This window comes from Parapedobacter sp. 2B3 (assembly GCF_041925275.1).
GTDB classification, from domain to species: domain Bacteria; phylum Bacteroidota; class Bacteroidia; order Sphingobacteriales; family Sphingobacteriaceae; genus Parapedobacter; species Parapedobacter pyrenivorans_A.
This window is the reverse complement of the sequence record NZ_JBHEUZ010000001.1, coordinates 131,750-154,869: the sequence shown is the minus strand read 5'-3', so window position 1 is coordinate 154,869 and position 23,120 is coordinate 131,750. Positions and strand designations below refer to the sequence as shown.

18 protein-coding genes are annotated in these 23,120 nt (G+C 51.6%); all 18 read left to right on the top strand.

The window, feature by feature from the left end:
• Positions 1-145: 145 nt before the first annotated feature.
• The 18 genes from mraZ to ACEVG1_RS00515 all read left to right on the top strand — a co-directional run bounded on the left by mraZ (position 146) and on the right by ACEVG1_RS00515 (position 23,091).
• Complete coding sequence (gene mraZ, locus ACEVG1_RS00600) at positions 146-619, top strand: division/cell wall cluster transcriptional repressor MraZ (RefSeq protein WP_374741583.1); 474 nt, start codon at positions 146-148, stop codon at positions 617-619.
• Positions 612-1,517: a 16S rRNA (cytosine(1402)-N(4))-methyltransferase RsmH gene (rsmH, locus tag ACEVG1_RS00595; protein ID WP_374741960.1), complete on the top strand. Its 906-nt coding sequence runs from the start codon at positions 612-614 to the stop codon at positions 1,515-1,517. The genes mraZ and rsmH overlap by 8 nt, the downstream gene beginning before the upstream one ends.
• A 5-nt stretch (positions 1,518-1,522) precedes the next feature.
• A complete protein-coding gene (locus ACEVG1_RS00590) occupies positions 1,523-1,930 on the top strand; it encodes an FtsL-like putative cell division protein (RefSeq protein ID WP_374741582.1) in 408 nt (135 codons plus the stop codon).
• A 27-nt stretch (positions 1,931-1,957) separates the two neighbouring features.
• On the top strand, positions 1,958-4,051 hold the full coding sequence (locus ACEVG1_RS00585) for a penicillin-binding protein (RefSeq protein ID WP_374741580.1): 2,094 nt from the start codon (positions 1,958-1,960) through the stop codon (positions 4,049-4,051).
• Entirely contained in the window at positions 4,048-5,505 is a 1,458-nt protein-coding gene (locus ACEVG1_RS00580) for a UDP-N-acetylmuramoyl-L-alanyl-D-glutamate--2,6-diaminopimelate ligase (protein ID WP_374741578.1), read from the top strand. The genes ACEVG1_RS00585 and ACEVG1_RS00580 overlap by 4 nt, the downstream gene beginning before the upstream one ends.
• Before the next feature lie 6 nt (positions 5,506-5,511).
• Positions 5,512-6,756 carry a phospho-N-acetylmuramoyl-pentapeptide-transferase gene (gene mraY, locus ACEVG1_RS00575; protein WP_374741576.1) on the top strand — a complete coding sequence of 415 codons (1,245 nt, stop codon included), beginning with the start codon at positions 5,512-5,514 and terminating at the stop codon, positions 6,754-6,756.
• Between the two features lie 3 nt (positions 6,757-6,759).
• Positions 6,760-8,130, top strand: coding sequence for a UDP-N-acetylmuramoyl-L-alanine--D-glutamate ligase (murD, locus tag ACEVG1_RS00570; RefSeq protein ID WP_374741575.1), 1,371 nt, complete (start codon positions 6,760-6,762; stop codon positions 8,128-8,130).
• A 53-nt stretch (positions 8,131-8,183) separates the two neighbouring features.
• Positions 8,184-9,362: an FtsW/RodA/SpoVE family cell cycle protein gene (locus ACEVG1_RS00565; protein ID WP_374741573.1), complete on the top strand. Its 1,179-nt coding sequence runs from the start codon at positions 8,184-8,186 to the stop codon at positions 9,360-9,362.
• Between the two features lie 35 nt (positions 9,363-9,397).
• Entirely contained in the window at positions 9,398-10,507 is a 1,110-nt protein-coding gene (murG, locus tag ACEVG1_RS00560) for an undecaprenyldiphospho-muramoylpentapeptide beta-N-acetylglucosaminyltransferase (protein WP_374741572.1), read from the top strand.
• 35 nt (positions 10,508-10,542) lie between these two features.
• Positions 10,543-11,898, top strand: a complete 1,356-nt coding sequence (murC, locus tag ACEVG1_RS00555; protein WP_374741570.1) for a UDP-N-acetylmuramate--L-alanine ligase — start codon at positions 10,543-10,545, stop codon at positions 11,896-11,898.
• Entirely contained in the window at positions 11,891-12,751 is an 861-nt protein-coding gene (locus ACEVG1_RS00550; RefSeq protein ID WP_374741569.1) for a cell division protein FtsQ/DivIB, read from the top strand. Before murC ends, ACEVG1_RS00550 begins: the two co-directional genes overlap by 8 nt.
• Before the next feature lie 151 nt (positions 12,752-12,902).
• Positions 12,903-14,252 (top strand): cell division protein FtsA, encoded by a 1,350-nt coding sequence (gene ftsA, locus ACEVG1_RS00545; RefSeq protein WP_374741568.1) that lies wholly within the window; start codon positions 12,903-12,905, stop codon positions 14,250-14,252.
• Positions 14,253-14,391: 139 nt separating this feature from the next.
• On the top strand, positions 14,392-16,089 hold the full coding sequence (gene ftsZ / locus ACEVG1_RS00540) for a cell division protein FtsZ (protein ID WP_374741567.1): 1,698 nt from the start codon (positions 14,392-14,394) through the stop codon (positions 16,087-16,089).
• Between the two features lie 220 nt (positions 16,090-16,309).
• Complete coding sequence (locus tag ACEVG1_RS00535; RefSeq protein ID WP_374741565.1) at positions 16,310-17,554, top strand: aminotransferase class I/II-fold pyridoxal phosphate-dependent enzyme; 1,245 nt, start codon at positions 16,310-16,312, stop codon at positions 17,552-17,554.
• Between the two features lie 278 nt (positions 17,555-17,832).
• A complete protein-coding gene (locus ACEVG1_RS00530; protein ID WP_090629460.1) occupies positions 17,833-18,018 on the top strand; it encodes a histone H1 in 186 nt (61 codons plus the stop codon).
• A gap of 110 nt (positions 18,019-18,128) precedes the next feature.
• Positions 18,129-19,064: a type IX secretion system membrane protein PorP/SprF gene (locus ACEVG1_RS00525; RefSeq protein WP_374741563.1), complete on the top strand. Its 936-nt coding sequence runs from the start codon at positions 18,129-18,131 to the stop codon at positions 19,062-19,064.
• Entirely contained in the window at positions 19,043-21,085 is a 2,043-nt protein-coding gene (locus ACEVG1_RS00520; protein ID WP_374741562.1) for a gliding motility-associated C-terminal domain-containing protein, read from the top strand. The genes ACEVG1_RS00525 and ACEVG1_RS00520 overlap by 22 nt, the downstream gene beginning before the upstream one ends.
• On the top strand, positions 21,082-23,091 hold the full coding sequence (locus ACEVG1_RS00515) for a gliding motility-associated C-terminal domain-containing protein (RefSeq protein WP_374741561.1): 2,010 nt from the start codon (positions 21,082-21,084) through the stop codon (positions 23,089-23,091). The genes ACEVG1_RS00520 and ACEVG1_RS00515 overlap by 4 nt, the downstream gene beginning before the upstream one ends.
• The last annotated feature ends 29 nt before the right edge of the window (positions 23,092-23,120 follow it).

The window sequence follows — 23,120 nt, the reverse complement described above, 5'->3', positions numbered from 1 at the left end:
TCCGGAAGGAGCGACGGCGCATGGGGGTGAATACCCGCAGGGAAAGAAACGGCGTTGAGTGTGGAAAACTTTTTTGTGGGAAAAAGTGGGGGAAAGTGGAGTAAATTCCTACTTTTACATCGTATTTATTGCGAGAAGTGTATCTATGGGCCATTTAATCGGCGAATTTGATTGTAAGCTAGACACCAAAGGAAGGATGGTGTTGCCAGCTGCGCTCAAAAGGCAAATGCCTGATGCTGAGCGTTCTGGGCTTGTTATCAATCGTGGATTTGAGAAGCATCTCGTTATATATTCAAGGAGTGAGTGGGATAAGATTACCGAAAAGCTGGCAAAGTTGAATACCTATAAGGCCAGGAACCGAAAGTTTATCCGCGACTTTACCCGCGGTGCTACCGAATTGTCGTTGGATTCGGCGGGGCGCGTCTTGTTGCCGAAGTCGTTGCTTGAATATGGTCAGATTGAAACAGAGATTGTGTTATCATGCCAATTTAACAAGATAGAAGTTTGGTCTAAAGAGGCATACCATAAATTGTGGGAAGACGATGAGGACGATGATTTTGCGGCGTTGGCAGAGGAGGTGATGGGGGGCGATGGCTTAACGGATACGGATGATGAATAGCGGATACCACGTGCCGGTTATGTTGCGCGAATGCATAGAAGCATTGGCAATCGAACCTAGCGGCACCTATGTGGATGTTACGTTCGGAGGCGGGGGGCATGCAAGAGAAATCATGAAATATTTGGGGGCAGATGGCAGGCTGTATGCCTTCGATCAGGATCCCGATGCGTTGCGAAACGCAATAGATGATGAGCGGTTCGTGCTCATACACCAGAACTTCCGGTTCCTGAAAAACAACCTGCGGTTTCACGGGGTAGGTGCCGTTGACGGCATTCTTGCGGATCTAGGGGTGTCGTCGCACCAGTTTGACGATGCCCAACGCGGATTTTCCACCCGCTTTGAAGCGGAATTGGACATGCGTATGGACCAGGCTGGACAACTGGATGCCAAACAGGTGCTGAATACTTATTCGGAAGCCGAGCTGCATCGCATCTTTGGGATGTATGGGGAACTTCACAATGCGCGCACGTTGGCAAAGACCATTGTCACGGCGCGGCTCGTACAGCCCATCAATACCGTAGGGAAGCTGAAGGAGGTTGTAAAGAAAGTGGTGCCCCGCGGCAAGGAACACAAATACCATGCGCAGTTGTTTCAGGCGCTTCGCATCGAGGTGAATGGCGAGCTGGAGGCTTTGCAACAGTTTTTGCAGCAAACCGTTGCCATGTTGAAGCCCGGAGGGAGACTGGTGGTGATGTCTTACCATTCGTTGGAAGACCGGCTGGTGAAGAACTTCATAGCTACCGGCAAATTCAAGGGTACGGTAGAGAAGGATTTCTACGGCAATGAGATGAAGCCGTTGAAAGCGATAAGCCGCAAAGCAATCGTAGCGGGGGATGGGGAAGTGGCCCATAATAGCAGGGCGCGTAGCGCTAAGCTGCGGATAGCAGAGAAAGTTTAGATACCATGGCAGGAAACGCATACAAACGACGGCCGCTGAGCGAAGAACAACAAGCCGAACTGCAGGAAACGGTGGAAGAGAAAGCGGATGCTACCCGCAATTTTTTTCAGTCGTTGTTTTCCACGGAGCGGTTTTCATCGTCGGCGTTCGTGGGGTACATCCCTTTCATTGCTTTCGTAGGGTTGCTGGCCATTCTCTATATCGCCAATCGGCATTATGCCGAGCGGACCGTGCGCCAAATTGACCATTTGAGCAAAGAGGTGAAAGAGATGAACTGGGATTATAAGTCGCTTTCGGCCGACCTGATGAAGCTCACCACCCAAACCGAGATTGCCAAGCGGGTGGACAGCATGGGGTTGAAGGAGCGGACAGCGCCGCCTAAAAAAATAGTGGTGGTGAGAAAAGAAAAATGAATAGAGGTTAGCTAAATCATAAAAGGCATGAACATCAGAACCGACATATTGCTAAGAGTCTACCTGTCATTCGGGCTGATTGTACTTTTCGCCATCGCGGTGTTGGTGAAACTCTTCCACCTACAGTATGTGGAAGGGGCGGAGTGGCGTGAGATGGCAGACAGCCTTTCTACCCGGTACGTGGATGTGGAGGCGGTCCGTGGCAATATCTATTCGAATGATGGCAGCTTGCTGGCCACGTCGGTTCCCGAATACGACCTCCGAATGGATTTGCTTGCCCCGGGTATCGTAGCGGACGATGTTTTTTATGCCAAAGTCGATTCCCTGGCCACCCGATTGGCTGCCTTCTTTAAAGACAAATCGTCTGCCCAATATTCGCAGTTGCTCAAAAAGGCACGCAAAGACGGAAACAGGTATTACCTGCTAAAGCGCGATGTGGGCCATCAGGAATTGAAGGAAGTGAAGCAATTTCCGATTTTCAATCTGGGTAAATACAAAGGCGGTTTGATTGCCGAACGGAAAAACAAACGTATCCTCCCTTTTACCAACCTTGCTGCGCGTACCATTGGCTACAAGGTGGCCGAGGAAGAGGTGCATGTTGGCTTGGAAGGTGCGTATGGTGAATATATCGACGGCAAGAGCGGCAAACGCTTAGTACGTCGCATAGCCGGCGGGGTATGGATGCCGGTAAACCGGGAGATTGAAGTGGCGCCGGTAGATGGTGCGGATATCATTTCCACCATCGACGTAAATATGCAGGATATGGCGCAGCGGGCACTCGAAAAGCAACTGATAGCCAGCAATGCCGATAATGGCTGCGTCATTTTGATGGAAGTCGCCACGGGAGAAATACGCGCAGTGGCCAATTTTACACGGGTTGAAGAAGGTGTATACCGGGAAAAGTTCAACTATGCCATCGCCCAAAGCGCCGAGCCGGGTTCCACCTTCAAGTTGGCGTCCTACCTCGTGGCACTTGACGACGGCAAGATCGATACGAATACCATCGTTGAAACCGGGAACGGCACCTATCAGGTGCATCGGCACACCATCCGCGACACCCATTCCTACGGCACGGTAACCGTGAAAAAGGCGTTTGAGGTGTCGTCGAATGTGGCTATTACCAAAATCATCAACACGTACTATAAAAATAATCCGGCCGCTTTCACGAAACGGCTGCATGAGCTGCACCTCAATGAACCGTTGGGGCTGCAAATACCGGGCGAAGGCAATCCGCTGATCAAGACACCCGATAGCAAAAGTTGGAGCGGTCTATCCCTGGTACAGATGGCCTACGGGTACGAATTGAAATTGACCCCATTGCAAACACTCAGCCTATACAACGCAGTTGCAAATGACGGCAAGATGGTAGCACCGCTTTTCGTGAAGGAGATCCGGCGACTGGGCAATACCGTGGAACATTTCGATACCCGTGTCATCAACGAACAAATCGCCTCGGCCAGTACCATCGCCAAACTGCAGGACATGCTGGCGGGGGTAATGACCGAAGGCACTGGCAAGCGGCTACGTAATCCACAGCTGTCTATGGCCGGTAAAACCGGGACCGCGCAAATGGCAGACGGCGCGGCGGGTTACCGCAATCGCAAATACCAGTCGTCGTTTGCCGGTTATTTCCCTGCCGATCATCCGAAATATTCGATGATTGTGGTGGTACAGAACCCCCGTAACGGGTATTATGGAGCATCGATAGCGGGGCCGGTGTTCCGCGAGCTGGCCGATATGGTGTATGCCAATGACCTCGACCTCCAAGATGATTTCGACCGCATGCGCTATGTCGGAAACACCGAACTACCCCCCTCACTTAAAGGGTCTAAAGCCGCTACCCTCCGTGTATACGATGCGTTGGGTGTAAAAGCCACCTATGCTTCTGCAGAGCCGGTACAACATATTGATACCGTGAAAGGGATTGCCTTTTCGGATAACGCGATAACGGCGGGCGTGGTGCCCGACGTAGCGGGAATGGGCCTTATCGATGCGTTGTATGCCCTCGAAAATTCGGGCTACCGCACCACCGTAAAAGGAAAGGGAAAAGTAATCGCCCAATCCCTAGCGGCGGGTCAGAAGGTCAATGTTGGGGCATCCATATCGATTGAATTGAAATGACAGCGCTCAAGGACATACTTCATGGCATTCCGGTACGTCACGTGGTCGGCAACCTGCACGTGGCTATAGGCGGCCTGTGCTTTGACTCGCGCAAAGCCACCGATGGCAGTATGTTTGTGGCGGTGGTAGGCACACAGGTAGATGGCCACCATTATATTGACGATGCGGTTGCACGCGGTGCTTCCGTGGTGCTTTGCGAACAACTGCCTAAAGCTACCAACGATGAGGTGACCTATATCCAGGTGGAAGACACGGCCTTCGCTTTGGGCGTGTCGGCAGCCAATTATTTCGGAAACCCATCCACTAAACTAAAGCTCGTGGGGGTTACGGGAACCAATGGAAAAACCACCATTACCACCCTACTTTATAGGCTTTTCATGCAATTGGGGTATGAAGCGGGCCTGGTTTCCACGGTGCAGAATCAAGTAGGGAAACTGACGGTGGCCGCCACGCATACCACGCCGGATCCGATTGCGTTGAATGGATTGCTGCAGGAAATGGTTGATGCGGGGTGCGATTATTGTTTCATGGAAGTGAGTTCGCACGCCATCGTGCAGCAGCGGATAGCCGGCCTCAATTTCGCAGGCGGCATTTTTTCCAATATCACGCACGACCATTTGGATTTCCATAAGACGTTCGACGCCTATATACGGGCAAAAAAGCGGTTTTTCGATGACCTCAACCCCTTTGCATTCGCACTCTCCAATGCCGATGATAAAAATGGGGCCGTGATGTTGCAGAATACCTTTGCACATAAAAAAACGTATGGGCTCAAGCGCATGGCCGACTTTAAAGCAAAGGTAATTGAGAGTCATTTTGATGGTATGCTACTCCAACTGGATGGGCACGAAGTATGGGTGAAGTTGGTCGGAGGGTTCAATGCTTACAACATGGCGGCAGTTTATGGTGCGGCCATCCTCTTGGAGCAAGAGACGATGAAGGTGCTTACGGCACTTAGTAATATCTCGGGTGCTGAGGGGCGTTTTGATACCGTCATCTCCAAAGGAGGGGTTATCGGCATTGTGGACTATGCGCACACCCCGGATGCTGTACGGAATGTGTTGGAAACTATCCGCGCCCTTCGCAAAGAGAGTCAACAGATCATTACGGTGCTTGGATGCGGCGGGGACAGGGACCGGGCAAAGCGCCCTAAAATGGCTGCGGTAGCCGTTGAAAATAGTGATAAGGTAATCATCACATCAGATAATCCGCGCACGGAAGACCCCTTGGAAATTATCAAGGACATGGAGGCTGGTATCCCCCGTGATAGAAAACGGAATACGTTCTCCATTGCCGATAGGCGGGAGGCCATCCGGGCGGCATGCCATCTCGCCCAGGCGGGCGATATTGTACTGGTAGCAGGCAAGGGGCATGAAAAATACCAGGAAATCAACGGTCAACGGGTTGACTTCGATGATCGTGAAACATTAACTAATGCATTGGACGAACGGTAATAAGCTATGTTGTACTATTTGTTTACTTGGCTAGAAGACTACATCCACGTGCCCGGATCGGGGTTGTGGCAATACATCTCGTTCCGTACGGCCATAGCCGTTATCGTATCGTTGATTATAACCACGGGCTATGGTAGCCGGCTCATCCGTTTGTTGCGTGCCAAGCAGGTAGGGGAAACTATCCGCGACCTGGGGCTCGAAGGTGAAAAGCAAAAGCAAGGTACGCCAACGATGGGCGGGCTGATTATACTTGCCGGGATTTTGGTGCCAACGCTTCTTTTTGCCAAACTTGAGAATATTTATGTCATCCTGATGCTGGTCACCACCGTATGGATGGGAACGATCGGTTTTTTAGATGACTACATCAAGGTGTTCCGTAAAAATAAAGAAGGGTTGGCGGGTAGGTTCAAGATTGTTGGCCAAGTGGGATTGGGTATCATCATTGCGTGCACCATGTATTTCCATCCGGATATCGTGGTAAGGGAGACAGTGGCCAACCCTACGCCGGGAGCAACCGTTGAGAGGCACATTCAAGGCGATACCGGGCAGACCTACTATACAAAGGATGTGAAGTCTACAAAAACCAATATTCCTTTCTATAAGAACAACGAGTTCGATTATGCCAAGGTATTAAGCCTATTCGGTGCCAATGGGTCCCTGTTGACGTTTATGGTATTTTTGGTTGTCGTTGTTTTCATTGTGGCGGCCGTATCCAATGGGGCCAACATCACGGATGGCATCGACGGACTCGCCACGGGCACTTCGGCCACCATAGGGGGTACCCTTGCCATTCTGGCCTACGTGTCGGGCAACGTGATTTTTTCCGATTACCTCAACATCATGTACATACCCAACTCGGGCGAGTTGGTGATATTCGCAGGTGCATTTGTGGGGGCTTGCACGGGATTCCTTTGGTACAACTCCTACCCGGCACAAGTATTCATGGGCGATACGGGTAGCCTGGCCATCGGCGGTATCATTGCCGCTTTTGCGGTATTGATCAGGAAAGAATTGCTCATTCCTATTTTATGCGGGGTCTTCCTTGTCGAAAATCTATCGGTCATCATCCAGGTGTCGTACTTCAAATATACCAAACGGAAGTATGGCGAGGGCCGCCGGATTTTCAGGATGTCGCCCCTCCACCATCACTACCAGAAGAAGGGATACCACGAGGCTAAAATCGTGACCCGTTTTTGGATATTGAGTATCCTCCTTGCTATCCTGACCATCGTGACATTGAAAGTGAGATAATAAATGGCAGCCATACCCACATATCACTATCCGCAACAGGGGAAACTCGTGGTGCTCGGTGCCGGTGAGAGCGGTGTGGGCACGGCCATACTCGCCCGGCAAAAGGGGTTTGACGTATGGGTGTCAGATAGTGGGACGATTGCCGATAACTATAAAAAGCAGCTCCATGATGCAGGCATACCGTTCGAAGAGGGCATGCATACGGAGTCCATCGTACTGGATGCGGCCCTTGTTGTGAAGAGCCCGGGCATCCCCGCAACCGTGCCGATCGTTCAAAAGCTGAAGGCCCAGCAAACGCCAGTGATTGCCGAAATCGAGTTCGCTGCACAATATACCGATGCCAAGCTGATTGGTATCACCGGTTCCAACGGGAAGTCTACCACTACGATGCTAACGTGGCACCTTTTAAGCCAAGCCGGCCTCAACGTGGGGTTGGCCGGTAATATTGGGCGGAGCTTCGCCTTGCAGGTGGCCCGCGAGCAACATGATTACTATGTGTTGGAGCTGAGTAGCTTCATGTTGGATGATATGGTCTATTTCCGTGCTGACGTAGCGGTGTTGCTTAACATCACCCCGGACCACCTAGACCGGTATGACCATAAGTTGGAAAACTATACAGAGTCAAAATTCCGTATCGTCAGGAACCAGCAACCCGACGACCTATTTATCTACTGTACGGATGACCCCGTTACCAAGGCGGCGCTGGGGAAGTACCCCACCGCGGCACAGATGCTTCCGTTTAGCCTTCATGAACAGGTAGAGCCGGGCGCTTACCTAAACAATAACGAACTTGTAATTAACGTACCAAACCAAGATATTTTTACGATGGATATCAATGAACTTTCCCTCCAGGGTAAACACAATGTGTACAACAACATGGCTTCCGGATTGGTAGCCAAGGCACAAGAACTACGCAACGCTTCGATGAAGGAGAGTATGGGTTCGTTCAAGAACATTCCGCACCGACTGGAATTTGTGGCGTGCATTGCCGGCGTCAACTACATCAACGATTCCAAGGCAACCAATGTAAATGCCGTTTGGTATGCACTGGAAAGTTTTGCACCCCATGTCGTATTGATTATGGGCGGTGTAGACAAGGGCAACGACTATGAGATGCTGCGCGAGCTGGTGAGAACAAAAGTGCGGGCAATCGTATGTATTGGTAAAGACAATTCCCGCATATATGAGTCGCTGGAAGACGACGCACAGATCATCGTCAATAGCTCAAGTATGCGCGATGCCGTTGAGATGGCTTCGCATTTGGCCCAGAAAGGCGATACGGTATTGTTATCGCCGGCCTGCGCGAGTTTCGACTGGTTCAGGAATTTCGAGGACCGCGGCAACCAATTCAAAGAAGCTGTAATGGATTTGTGATCAATGAAACGTGGACTGCTGAATGCAGGAAGCTGAGAGTTAACCAAAGAGAAATGGAACAAGCATTTTCAAAATTAAAAGGAGACCGATGGTTGTGGATCATTATCATCGTGCTATCGGTATGGTCGCTACTAGCCGTGTATAGTTCTGTGGGGACCTTGGCCTATAAAGAGGGAAAGGGTACGGAAGTATACCTCATCAAGCATACATTGCTCATATTCGGCGGTTTTGCGTTGATGTACTTCTCCCACCTTCTCGACTACCGTTGGTACGCCGGCATATCTAAAATCCTGATGGCTATTACCATTCCATTGCTGCTCTATACGTTATTGTTTGGCAATACGGTAAATGAAGCTAGCCGTTGGGTGACGATCCCGGTGATTAACCAAACGTTCCAAACCTCCGATTTGGCGAAACTGGCCCTGATTACCTTTCTCGCACGGACATTGACACGCAAACAGGAAAATATCAAAGATGTCAAAAAAGCCTTCCTGCCCATTATGGGGTCGGTCTGCGCGATATTCGTCCTTATAGCACCGGCAAACCTATCCACGGCGCTGATGTTATTCGGTGTAAGCGTACTATTGTTGATCATCGGTCGCATCAGTATCAAGCAGATCGCTTATGTCTGCCTAGGGGTATTCGTATTGTTGGTATTGGTCGTATCGTTAGGGCCACGGCGGGAAACCTACATGTCGCGGGTGGAAACCTACCTGAGCGGCGAGCAAGCGGATTCCGAAAAATCCTTTCAGGCAGACCATGCGAAGATTGCCATCGCCTCCGGCGGGCTGTTCGGCAAAGGTCCGGGCAATAGCACACAGCGGAACGTATTGCCACACCCGTATTCCGACTTTATTTTTGCCATCATCATTGAGGAATACGGCGCGATTGGAGGCGTTATCCTGGTTTGCCTATACGTGGCATTGATGTTCCGGTGCATCCGGATCGTCACGCTGAGCCCCAAGGCATTCGGTGCCTTGTTGGCGGCGGGGCTAGGCTTCAGTCTGGCGCTGCAGGCGTTGGGCAACATGGCCGTGGCGGTTGGTCTGGGCCCCGTAACGGGGATTCCGCTGCCGCTCGTGAGCATGGGTGGAACATCCATATTATTCACCAGTTTAGCCTTCGGTATCATCCTGAGCGTAAGCCGCAATATCGACGAGATGAAAGGGGTGGGCAAACAAAACGAACAAAGCAAGAAAGTGATTGTAGGCGAAATCCCGGCAATGGGATAGTGAGGAGCAAAGAGCAAAAAGCAAAGTTAACGACAATGGCAAAGCGGATTATCATAAGCGGAGGCGGTACCGGGGGGCATATCTTCCCAGCCATCGCCATTGCCAATGCGTTGAAACGGTTGGCGCCCGACACCGCGGTGTTGTTTGTGGGGGCCAATGGCAAAATGGAAATGGAAAAGGTGCCTGCCGCGGGTTATGAGATCATCGGTCTCGACATCCAGGGTATTAACAGGAAGTCGCTTTGGAAAAACCTGGCCCTGCCTTTCAAACTGTACAGAAGTATCCGCAAAGCGCGGCAGATTATCCGTGATTTCCGGCCGGATGTCGCCGTGGGCGTGGGCGGCTATGCCTCCGGACCATTGCTCCATTCCGCCGTGCGGATGGGGGTGCCGGCTCTCATCCAGGAGCAGAATTCATATGCCGGGATCACAAACAAACGGTTGGCCGGCAAGGTGGCAACGGTATGTGTGGCATTCGAAGGCATGGACAGGTTCTTCCCCAAAGAGAAAATCTTATTTACCGGAAACCCGATTCGGCGCGAGGCGGTAACCATAGCCGATAAACGGCCCGAGGCGACGGCGGCATTGGGGCTTTCTCCGGAAAGGAAAACTATCCTCCTCACCGGTGGCAGCCTTGGCGCACGTACATTGAATGAAAGTATGCGTGATGGGTTGGACCGTTTGGTTGCCGCCAATATACAGGTAGTTTGGCAGTGCGGTGCATATTATTACGATTCACTGCGCGAATCCGTTAACGCGGAATATGGCGAGCATGTAAAACTGACCCCCTTCCTGCAGCGCATGGATTTTGCCTATGCGGCTGCTGATGCCATCATCGCGAGGGCCGGCGCGGGCACCATTGCCGAACTCTGCGTGGTGGGCAAGCCAACGATCTTGGTGCCTTCGCCCAATGTGGCAGAAGACCACCAAACGAAGAATGCACAGGCGCTGGTCAACCGCTCAGCGGCATTGATGGTAACGGATGCCGAGGCTCCGCGGAAACTGATAACCGAAGCATTGGCTTTACTGGATGACCAGCGGCAATGTGAGATGCTATGTGCAAATTTGAAGGAGTTGGCCATCGTTGATGCCGACGAAGTCATTGCACGGGAAGTGTTGAGGTTGGCTGGGGATGATAAACGATAGGCAAATAGCAAAAAGCAAAATAGCAAAAAAACAGCATGAATATAAGCGACATCAGACAAGTTTACCTCATCGGAATCGGTGGCATTGGCATGAGCGCCCTGGCACGTTATTTTCGCCATATGGGTTGTCTGGTGGGCGGGTATGACAAAACGGAAACCGAACTGACACGGCAGCTGGTGGCGGAAGGTATTGCCGTAAACTATGCCGATGACTTCGACGTGGTCAACGACGCTTTTAAAACCGCCGATGAGCATACCTTAATTATCTACACCCCGGCCGTGCCGGGCGAATTGGGCATCCTCAACCAATTCCAGGTGTTGGGCCACGCGCTATTCAAACGGTCGCAGGTGCTGGGACTGATCAGCCAGCGTAAGTTTACCATCGCTGTTGCGGGTACCCATGGCAAGACCACCACCACGGCACTCATCACCCATATCCTAACGGATAGCGGCGTCGGTTGTTCGGCCTTTTTGGGAGGGTTGAGTACGAACTACCATACCAATGTGCTTTTTTCCGACAACGACATCATGGTGGTGGAGGCCGATGAATTCGACCGGTCTTTCCTCACGTTGTATCCGGATATTGCCGTCGTAACGTCGGCTGATGCCGACCACCTGGATATTTACGGTGATAAAGATCAACTCCATGAGTCGTTCCGGTTGTTTTTGGGCCAATTGCATAGCGACGGTAAGCGTATAGTCAAGGGGGGGCTACCATTCGAAGCTGATATCCACTATTCGGCCACCGAGGTGGCCGACGCTTACGCCGATCAAGTCCGCGTCAAAAAGGGGGAGTTTTATTTTGACTACGTGCGCGGCGGGGAACGCGTAGCAGACATACGCCTCGGTGTGCCTGGACGGCACAACATTGAAAACGCCGTTGCTGCAACCGTCGTGGCGCAACTGCTGGAAATCCCCATAGCCAAAATCACCAAAGCACTCTCGTCATTTGCGGGTGTGAAACGGCGGTTTGAGTATGTCGTAAGGACCGAAGATGCCGTTTATATTGATGACTATGCCCATCACCCCGAGGAGTTGAAGGCATTTTTTTCGGCTGTCAGGCAACTATACCCTGAAAAGAAACTGACGGCTATCTTCCAGCCGCATCTATTTAGCCGGACCCGCGATTTTGCCGCCGGATTCGCCGAAGCGTTGGGTATGGTAGATGCCCTGTTGCTGATGGAAATCTATCCGGCACGGGAAATGCCTATAAAAGGTGTGGATGCGCAGATGCTGCTCGAAAAAATCGTCCTTGTCGACAAGCATGTCGCGAGCCCGGACAACATAAAGGAATATGTGCGCAACGTGCGGCCGGAACTGCTCGTGACCGTGGGTGCCGGAGATATCGATTTATTGGTCAAACCATTGAAAGCCATATTGGAACATGGGTAGCATCACATCATATCGGTTTAATTGGCGCAACCTGCTGTACGGTGCAACAGGGGTGGTGTTGCTCGCGGGACTCATCTTGTTGATGGGTTTTATCGGTACCAAAAGCAATGAGCAGGCATGTACAGCGATGCGGGTCATCTTGTTGGGCAATGAATCCTTCATCGAGCAGAAAGATATCGCTGCATTGCTCGTAGAGAAATTCGGCGAATTGGAAGGCCGGACACTGGAAAGCATTCCCATCCATCAAATCGAACAAGAGCTGAAGCAGATTCCCTATGTGTTTTCTGCGGTTGTGACCATGGATATGGACGGATTGTTGACCGTACGGGTTAAACAACGGGAAGCGGTGGTGCGGATCATAAACCGCGATGGCCCCGACTTTTACATCGATCTACAGGGGCATAAAATGCCCGTTTCATTGAAGTACGTGCCGCGTGTGCCGGTGGTCAATGGGTTTGTTTCGGAACCGTATGATGGTACGCTCGACACTACAAAAAGCCAATTGGTAGACGATGTTTTCAAAACGGCCCAATACATCAGCAGCGATAGCTTGTGGAGCAGCCAGGTGGTGCAGCTTTATGTGAATGAACAACATGACATCGAGCTGGTGCCTCGCGTAGGGGGGCAACGGATCATTTTGGGCAATGCCGACTCGCTTGATCGTAAATTCGAAAAATTAATGCTGTTTTACAGTAAGATCGTTCCCAAAACGGGTGTAAGGGCGTATAGCTCCGTAAACCTCAAGTTTGCTGGGCAGATCATCTGCGAGCGCAGTGCGCATTTCGACCCGGAAGATATAGTGATTATACCGGATTCAACTCATAGTTCAATAAATAGCAACAATACTCAATAATTATGAACCCGGCATGATTAAAATAATGTTATTCACTCTCGCGCTTATTATAAGAGGCGTTCATGAATGCTTCGCATTTAAGCACATAAGGCAATGACTATTTTAATCATCAAAGGTTCCATCTGACAACAAAAAAACAAATTATACACAGATGAAAGCAAAAATAACAGCGGAAAAGGACTCGCCAATCATCGTGGGGCTTGACATTGGTACGACGAAAATATGCGTCACCGTGGGCCGCCGGAGTGGCACGAACAAAATCGAAATCCTCGGCGTGGGCAAAGCAGAGTCGTCCGGCGTGAGCCGGGGGGTTGTAGCCAACATCCAGAAAACGGTAAGCAGCATCAAGCAGGCGGTGGAGGAGGCCGCCGGACAGTCCAATGTGGATATCAAGGTGGTCAATGTGGGCATCGCCGGCCAGCACATCAAAAGCATCCAGCATCGCGGTATCCTTACGCGCAAGGACGACAGCGAAATCAACCGACTGGATATAGAACGGCTCATCGAAGATATGTACAAATTGGTGCTCCCTCCGGGCGAAGAGATCATCCACGTGCTGCCGCAGGAATTTACCATTGACAACGAGCCGGGGATAAAAGATCCCATTGGCATGGCAGGACGCCGGATGGAAGCAAACTTCCATATCATTTCGGGGTTGGTGAGTGCTGTTAAAAACATCAAGAAATGTATCGTCAACGCCTCTTTGGAGGTGCAGGACCTGATCCTTGAGCCGCTAGCGTCTTCCGAGGCCGTACTTGACGAGGCCGACAAGGACGCGGGCGTGGTACTGGTGGATATCGGTGGTGGTACAACCGATGTCGCCATCTTCCATGAAGGTATCATCCGCCATACGGCGGTAATCCCATTGGGTGGCAATATCGTAACCGAGGACATCAAACAAGGGTGTTCCGTACTGCGCAACCAGGCCGAACTATTGAAGATCCGGTTCGGGTCGGCACTTGCCGACGAGAACAAGGAAAACGAAGTTATCAGTGTCCCCGGGCTGCGCGGGCGCGACGCAAAGGAAATCTCGGTCAAGAATCTGGCCTACATCATCCAGGCGCGGATGGAGGAGATTATCGAACACGTTTACTATGAAATTAAATCGTCGGGCTACGAAAACAAGCTGATCGGAGGGATCGTTATCACCGGTGGCGGCGCCCAATTGAAGCACCTTGTTCAGTTGGTTGAATACATCACGGGTATCGATTGCCGCGTCGGCTTCCCCAATGAGCACCTCGCGAAAAATGAAGTGTTGCCCAAAAACAGTTATGACGAACTGAAGAGCCCGTTATACGCCACAGGCATCGGTTTGCTGATCAAGGGCATCCAGGCAGAAGAAGAACAGGAAGAAATGAGCGAGGACAAAGAAAAAGATCGCCTGTCCATCGGGAGAATTGTCCAAGGCGAAAGCAAAGAAAAGGGATTGTTCAAGTGGTTCCGCGATATCATCAAAGACGGGAATGAGATCGATGACGCGTCGTACCTAGGCAAGAAATAGTTTTCAACAACCGCTATTTTTTCCACATTACCAACAATTGTGGAAAACCATTGTGTAAAAAGTGCTATTATTACACTACGAATATTGAGTCGGAATGAGTTTTGTATCACGCTCTATTGGAGCAAAATACGATTGAGATATGTCTTTCAAATTTGAAATGTTAAAGGAGCAATCGGCAATTATCAAGGTAATTGGCGTAGGTGGAGGTGGCGGAAACGCGGTGAACCACATGTATAAGCAGGGAATCAGCGGCGTGGATTTCATCGTTTGCAACACAGACGCGCAGGCGTTGGAGCTGAGTTCCATACCGAACAAGGTACAGTTGGGGGCCAGCCTCACGGAAGGGATGGGAGCCGGTGCCGATCCCACTGTCGGCGAAAACTCGGCCATCGAGAGTATTGAAGACATCAAGCGGATGTTGGGTTCCAATACCAAGATGCTTTTTATCACCGCCGGGATGGGCGGCGGAACAGGAACGGGTGCAAGCCCGGTGCTGGCCAAAGCAGCCAGGGAATTGGGCATCCTTACGGTTGCCATCGTTACCACCCCGTTTGCATTCGAAGGTAAAAGGCGCCGCATGCAGGCCGAGGACGGGTTGGGTGAACTGACGAAATACGTCGATTCATACTTGGTTATCTCAAACGACCGGCTGCGTGATATTTTCGGTAACCTGACGATGACCGCTGCCTTTGCAAAGGCAGACGATATTTTGACCACGGCAGCAAAAGGCATCGCCGAGATCATCACGATTCCGGGATACGTGAATGTCGATTTCAAGGATGTGCGGACCGTGATGAATGACAGTGGTGTAGCAATTATGGGCAATGCCGTTGCCGAAGGGGAAGATCGCGCATTGCGTGCCGTCGAAGGAGCGTTGGCTTCGCCGTTGCTCAAGGATAACGAGATCGAGGGTGCCCGTTACATCCTCCTCAACATCACGTCCGGGAAACAGGAAGTGACCATGGATGAAGTAACCATCATTACAGACTATATCCAAGAGAAGGCAGGTTTGTCGGCCGATCTGATTTGGGGCAATTGTATCAACGAATCGTTTGAAAGTGAATTGTCGGTGACCATTATCGCTACGGGTTTCCAGACATCCGAGGAACGCATAAAAGAAAAAGCGAATGAGCGGATAGAAATTCCACTCACGCCCGAAGAACCCAAAGTGCCGTACGTAAAACCCATCAATCAATTCGTGCAAAAGGACGCACCCAATCCGCCCGAGCCGATAATCAAGCCGGTTGCCGAACGGAGTGGTACCATGCAGCAGGCCGACTTGTTCAGCACATCGCCGTCTAAGCCGCAATTGCGCAATAATACGCCCGACCGCGACGGGATCATACGGCATACGCTGACCCCGGAAGGCGAGCAACTTGATCAAGCGGAAGAGAAAAGCATGGACGATGGATACGAAGTGAAGACAACACCGTCGGCATTCCATTTTGAACTTCCAAGCAACTTCGGTGAAGAAATATCCGAAGAGGCGGCCGCACCCGATGATACCCCTCACGCACACGGTCAGTTCGATGCGGATATCCAACCCGACGAAATCTACCGCAGTGCTGACGAGCATAAGACGCCCGAACACGTGGAGAAGGAATTGTTGAAAACCAAAGAGCGTATTTTAAGGCTCAAAGAGTTGAGTATGAAGCTGAAATCGGCAAATGGCTTGCAAGAGTTGGAAACCGAACCCGCGTATCGGCGTAAGCAGATGGCGTTGGACGACGTGCCGCATTCCTCCGAGTCGCAGGTATCGAGATTTACCCTTTCAACAGAGGAAGGTATCACGGAGATCAGGCCCAATAACTCGTTTTTGCACGATAACGTGGACTAGTACCTCAACTGCCCGGTCTTTATAATCAGCATAGGAGAACTGCTTGGTGGGGGGAAGCCTGATCAAGCAGTTTTTTTGTTTGTTTAGTTGCGGATAATGTAAATTTTGTGTCAATTACAGTTGGCGGCAAGTACCTCGGCTACTCCGATCTGTTGGTGGCTGTTGATTTATAGTTTATCTTTGCATCGATTTTTGTCTCATTATATACACAACATAGATATTGGACTTATTTGATAAAATAGCGAAAAACCTAGGGCCAATCGGCCAACATTACGAGTGGTCACATGGTTATTTTTCGTTTCCGAAACTAGAAGGTGAGATTGCACCCCGCATGCTATTCAATGGGAAAGAGCACCTGGTTTGGAGTCTTAACAACTACCTGGGGTTGGCGAACCATCCGGAGGTGAGGGCTGAGGATGCCCGGGCCGCGGCTGATTTTGGTATGGCCTATCCCATGGGCGCGCGTATGATGTCCGGCAATAGCAGCCACCATGAAGAGCTGGAACAGGATCTAGCGGCTTTCGTGGGCAAGGAAGATGCTTTTCTGCTCAACTATGGTTACCAGGGCATGGTATCCATTATCGATGCGCTGGTAGATCGCAACGACATCATCGTATACGATGCCGAGTCGCACGCCTGCATCGTAGATGGCGTACGGTTACATATGGGGAAACGCTTCGTTTACCAGCACAATGACATTGATAGCTGCGAACGGCAGCTCATCAGGGCCACTAAACTGGCCCGCATCAGTGGTGGTTCGGTGTTGCTGATTACGGAAGGTGTGTTCGGTATGTCGGGTGCGCAGGGCAAATTGAAAGAGATTGCTGCCCTGAAAGAAAAATATGCATTCCGGATATTGGTCGATGATGCGCACGGTTTCGGCACCATGGGCCCCTCTGGCGCCGGCACGCATGAAGCGCAACACTGCATATCGGATATCGACATCTATTTTGGGACATTCGCCAAGTCAATGGCCGGTATCGGTGCATTCGTTGCATCTACCAACGAGGTGGTTACCTACTTGCGGTACAACATGCGGTCGCAGACGTTCGCAAAGTCGCTTCCCATGCCCATGGTAATAGGCTTGAAAAAGCGATTCGAACTATTGAAGAACAGCCCCGAACTACGTGAGCGGCTTTGGGTGGTGGCGCGTACGCTGCAGCATGGACTGCAGGAACGTGGATTTGACATCGGAGCCACCAATACCATGGTAACCCCGGTCTTTCTAAAGGGCGATCTACATGAAGCAACTGCGCTTACGCGCGATTTGCGAGAAACCCATGGGATATTTTGCTCGATCGTGGTCTATCCGGTTATTCCGAAAGGCCTGATCGAGTTACGGCTTATCCCAACGGCCACGCATACGCAAGAAGACGTCGAATACACCTTGGAGGCATTTACGGCGGTCAGTGAAAAGCTGCAAGTGGGCGCCTATAAGCAAACCGTTTCTTTACAATCCGAGTAATTGCGGGCATTGCGTGCACTAAAAAAGTGAATTTTTACCGCGCTTGGCGGGGGTAAGGTTTCATTCATGTGATTCCCGTTATTCGTCTGTTTATCAATTACATGGAAGGCCGGCTAATGGCCGGGTTCTTTTGCTGGAAGGGGAGGTGTGGAAAAAAAAGTGCGTTTAAAGCCTGTTTTGGGTGTTTTAAAGTTTTTTTTTTCCGAAAAAAGATTCTACTTTTAACGCACTGTAGATTATTAACTTATTTAAATTAAAAACTAAAAGGAGTATTTATTATGGCAAGTATCCAAAAATTTAATGAGCTTAAGAGTTTGATCGAGGGGTTAGATGGAGATGCAGACAAATTCTTCAACAAAGGTAACAATGCAGCTGGTACTCGGGTGAGAAAGGGCCTGCAAGATGTTAAGAATCTGGCTCAGGCAATCCGCTTGGAAATTCAAGACGCAAAAAATGCAAAATAAGCATATTGTTTGATCTGTTCAAACAACTAAAAAGCCCTCTCGCGCATCAGGCGAGGGGGCTTTTTTTATGAGATAAATTCCTTAAATTCGTATTCCAATTAATTGACGCGGTGGTAAATTATGGAAAAGTACTGTTGCTGATCTTAGCCGGTCTGCCGATGGCCCTGGTAGCCCAACAGCAACCGCATTACACCATGTACGTGGCAAACAACTTCGTGCTCAACCCCGCGGTGGCGGGGATCGAGGACTACGTGGACTTGAAATTGTCCGCTCGTTCGCAATGGGTGGGGCTTACCGATGCGCCCAAGACGTTGTATGCCACCATGAATGCACCGTTGCATAGGGGCGGAGGCCGGAAAAGCAATCTCGGGATCGGTGGTAAGGTCTTCGTGGATCAGACCGGCCCTATCTTGTTGTCCGCCGCAGAGTTGAATGGTGCCTACCATTTGCCACTCAACGAAACCTATCGGTTGTCATTCGGGTTGGGTGTGGGCGTGAATTATCAGCGGGTTGATTTTTCCAAAGTGCACTTAGAAGATCCCAATGACCCGGTTTATGGAACGGACGATTTCAGGCAAGCAGCCCCGACGGCGAGCGCCGGATTGTGGTTGTATGCCAACGATCTGTATGTGGGCATATCGGCCCAAAACCTATTGGGAGTGGGGTTCGGGTCTTCACCCGTGGGGATACCAACCATGGCGATGGAGCGGCATTATTTTGCAACGGCAGGTTATCGTTTCCGGTTTGGTGACTTTTACCTTACCCCGTCTGCGATGTTGAAATTCGTCCAACCCGCGCCGGTGGCCTACGACATCAACCTGAAAGGGCAGGTGGCCGATGCTTTTTGGGCGGGATTGAGCTGGCGCCGCCGTGACGGCATTGCGGCAATGGCCGGATTTTTCATTAGCTCCACCCTGAACGTTGCGTATGCCTATGATTTCATCAACTCCGACCTTCGGCGGCATTCACTGGGTTCGCATGAAATCATCCTGGGCATTAATCTCAATAACCAAAAAGGTCCGAAATGCCCAACGATTGCGTGGTAATCGATATAAAGAAGATGCGGAAGAAGGTTCCCATCATGCGCGTGGCCGGGTGGGCACTGCTGGTAGTGACCCTGCCCGAAGTTGCCTCCGGGCAGCAGGGCTGCACCAACTTCGGCGATCCCATTATCCACATTACGTTCGGTAATGCAGAAATGCCCTTGATACAGCTTCCAAACGGCGTTACCACGTATAATTTCTATCAGGGTGGCGGGTTTTTCATGATGCCCAATCACTATACCATTACTTCCAACTCGCAAACGGCTGGCGCGGCTGTTTTCCATTCGTTTTCGGACCATACGGGCGATCCCGGCGGGAGGATGTTGTTGGTGAATGCCGACTATGCACCGGGCATATTCTATACGGAAACGCAACCCGATTTGTGCCCGAATACCGATTTCACATTCAGTGCGTGGATAGCAAATGCCAGTCCGCCCGACCTCAGTTGTGGTGAAGACAGCCCGCAATGGAATCCAAACGTGCAATTTGAAATATGGACCACATCCGGCGAGTTGATAGTGAGTAAGCCGACGGGGGAGATCCCTAGCAAGTCTAACGCCGAATGGCTATCCTTCAGTCTTTCTTTCAATACCGGCAACCATACTGAGGTGATGTTGATCATGCGCAATATCGGCCCGGGAGGATGTGGGAATAACCTGGCCATCGACGATATCCAGTTCAGGCCATGTGGCCCTGAACTGCGATTGCGGCCCTCTGTAGCGGTAACGCAAGGCAACACCATATTCCTGTGCCACGAAGCCAACGAGGTGACTTTCCAAAGCGACATTGCCGCAGGTTATGGTAGGCCGGCATACCAGTGGCAGGAGTGGACGGACATCCATGCTGAGTGGGTAGATATACCCGGCGCGCACCATTCGTCGCTAACGGTGGGACCAATGCAGAGCACATCGTATCGACTAACCGTTGCCGCCAACGAGGTCAGTCTCCAAAACCCGAAGTGCCGGGTCGTTTCCGATGCTATCCGAGTTACCCATGCGCAGGTACCAACCACACCGCCTGAAACCGAACAGCTGCAACTTTGCGTGGGTGATAGCAGGCTGCTCAGCCCCGATGATCCGCAATGGCCAGACAGCGGACCGCTCACTTATCAATGGTACGAATGGAAAGGCAGTGATTGGCACATGTTGCCCGATGCGGCGACGAGCTCGTATGCCGTCCAAATCGGCCAAACAGGTAACTATGGATTCCAGCGCCGGGCGGTCAATGTATGTGGAACCAGTTTCCCGGTCGATACCTATCAATTTGAAGTGCTCCCTTTAACGGAGACTTCCCTAAACCTCCCTGCAGTTGTCTTCTGCGTAAACAGTCCCGAAGTCCGGTTAACGGGGGGCTTCCCCGCGAGTTTCGGGGCTTCGGATGAGCCCGGCGTGTATAGCGGTCGGGGTGTCGATATGGGGGTGTTCTACCCGGGCTTGGCCGGAGTAGGGGAGCACCGGATCACCTACTCTCCGCCTATGGGTACGACCTGTCCGGTGGCCTCCACAGCCATCGTTACGGTATTGGAGGCGGTCTATGTGGAACCGATGGCGGATCATGTGGTCATAGCCGGGCAACGCATCCGATTGACCCCGCAAACGAATGGAACGGATTTCGAGTGGGATCGCGCAAATCCCGGGTTAAGCGATTATTCGGACCCGGCGCCCTTTGCCGCTCCCGAATCGACCACGACTTACCACTTGACCGTCCGTGACGATGCGGGATGCGCGGACTTCACCTCGGTTACGGTGCGGGTACTGCCCACGCTCGGCATACCCAATAGTTTTACACCCAACGGAGACGGGGTGAATGATACCTGGGTAATCGATGGGTTAGCCAATTATCCGAATGTGACTGTCCATGTGTTTAACCGCTGGGGAGCGGTGGTGCATACTTTCAAAGAAGGGGAGCCCGCTTGGGATGGATACACAAAGGGACGGATACTACCGGCTGCGACCTACTATTACACCCTGTCTTCTGACGTGCTGCCACAACCGTTGAGTGGTTCGATAACGATTTTACGATGATAAGAGTGACATTTCTTTTTCAGCTATTTCTCGCACCACTGGTGATGTGTACGTTGTTAATGTCGGGGATACAGATCGTATGCGCCCAATGTGGCTCGTCAGGAGACCCCATTATCGATATCACGTTCGGAACCGTATCAGCCCCGGATTTCGGAGATGGAAAAACAACGTATGATGCGATCGCGCCGGGGCAGACCCCCAATGGCGAGGGCTGGTACAAACTGGTATCCAATATCAACGACGGACTTGCCTCTTGGCATAACCTGAGGGATCACACCGGTGATGTTGGCGGCCTGATGGCCATTTTCAATGCCGATGATTATCCAGGGGAGTTCTACCGCATTCGGGTCTCCGGATTGTGCGAAAACACACGTTTCCGTTTCAGTGCGTGGATTGCGAATGCCAATCGTGCGGAAGAATGCGGTGGAAACCCGATACCTCCCAATGTGCGTTTTGTAATCGAAGATTTGGATGGGAACCAGGTGAACTCATCCGCCGATGTGACAGGGAATATTTACGCTACCGCGCAGCCACAATGGTTACCATACGGTTTCGAATTTGACACGGGCAACCGGACCGAGTTTGACCTGGTGTTGATCAACGACAATCCCGGCGGTTGCGGCAATGACCTGGCTATCGACGACATCCGATTCACGCCCTGCGGGCCGCCGATCGCGTTGGAGACGGATGAAACATTGAAACAAGCAGATACCTTGTTCTTTTGTGAAGGGGATGCGGCGCCTATTGTGCTGAGCGGTAACATCGCGGTGGACGATAGCTATGCAGCAGCGCCAGTATTCCAGTGGCAAACTCGCCGGGGTGAGGACGGCGAATGGACGGATATGAACGGTGAACAACAGGAAGAGCTAACCATTTCGCCTACCCATGACCAATGGTATCGACTTACCGCGGCCGGAAGCACAGGTAATCTCGACAAACCCCTATGCCGGATTTCGTCCGGTCCTATCCGCATCGCCCGGCTTGTCCCCCAGCAAGATGCTGACAACGTGGACGAACGGGGTCCGATATGCGAAGACGGATCCATTTTATTGAATCCGCGCCCGTACGTAGGTGCCGGTGTCGGCCCCATCACTTACCAGTGGCAACTGTACACTGCTGCCGGACCCGTTGATATACCAGACGCCACCTCACTTTCGTATGAGTTCGAGGCCCCCGGACCCGGTATCTTCCGCCTACACCGCCAGGCGATCAATGGTTGTGGCGATCGGTTTGTTACCCATGCCTTCGCGGTGGAGGTACCCGAAACGATTCGAACGACATTGGTATTGCCCTTGGCCACGCTATGCGCGGACGACGCGCCACTGACCCTATCGGGAGGCGAGATTGAGAATGGGGATGCCGGGATGGTGGGTGTATACAGCGGGCCCGGTGTAGTCGGAGGTGTTTTCTACCCGGCCAGTGCGGGTGTAGGGCAACATACCATCACCTTTTCACCACCCCCGGGTACACATTGCGCACTTGTGTCACAAGCCACCATCACCGTGCATGACACGGTATACCTCGACCCGATGCTGGATATCGTCATGCTTCGGGGCCAGCGTGTCACGCTGCGCCCCCAAACCGATGCCTCGCAATTCAATTGGAGCAATGAGCCTGGTCTAGATAATTATCACGCGCAATATCCGGTCGCATCGCCGGAGGAAACGACGACATATACATTGACGGCCAGCAATGCGGTTGGTTGCGAAAAAGTAGGAACCGTTACTGTCACCGTGCTAACCGACCTGATTTTACCCAACAGTTTTACCCCCAATGGAGATAACGTCAATGATACATGGGAAATCGGAGGACTGGGCAACTATCCGAATGTGTTCTTGCAGGTGTTCAATCGGTGGGGTACCCCGGTATTTTCGTCGAAGGGGTATACACGGCCATGGGACGGACAGCACAATGGAACGCCCTTACCCACCGGTCCGTACTACTACACGCTGTCTTCCGATGTATTGGTACGGCCGCTCTCCGGATCGGTGACCATTTTAAGGTAGCCTGCAGCTTTACCATCTCTTTTATTTTT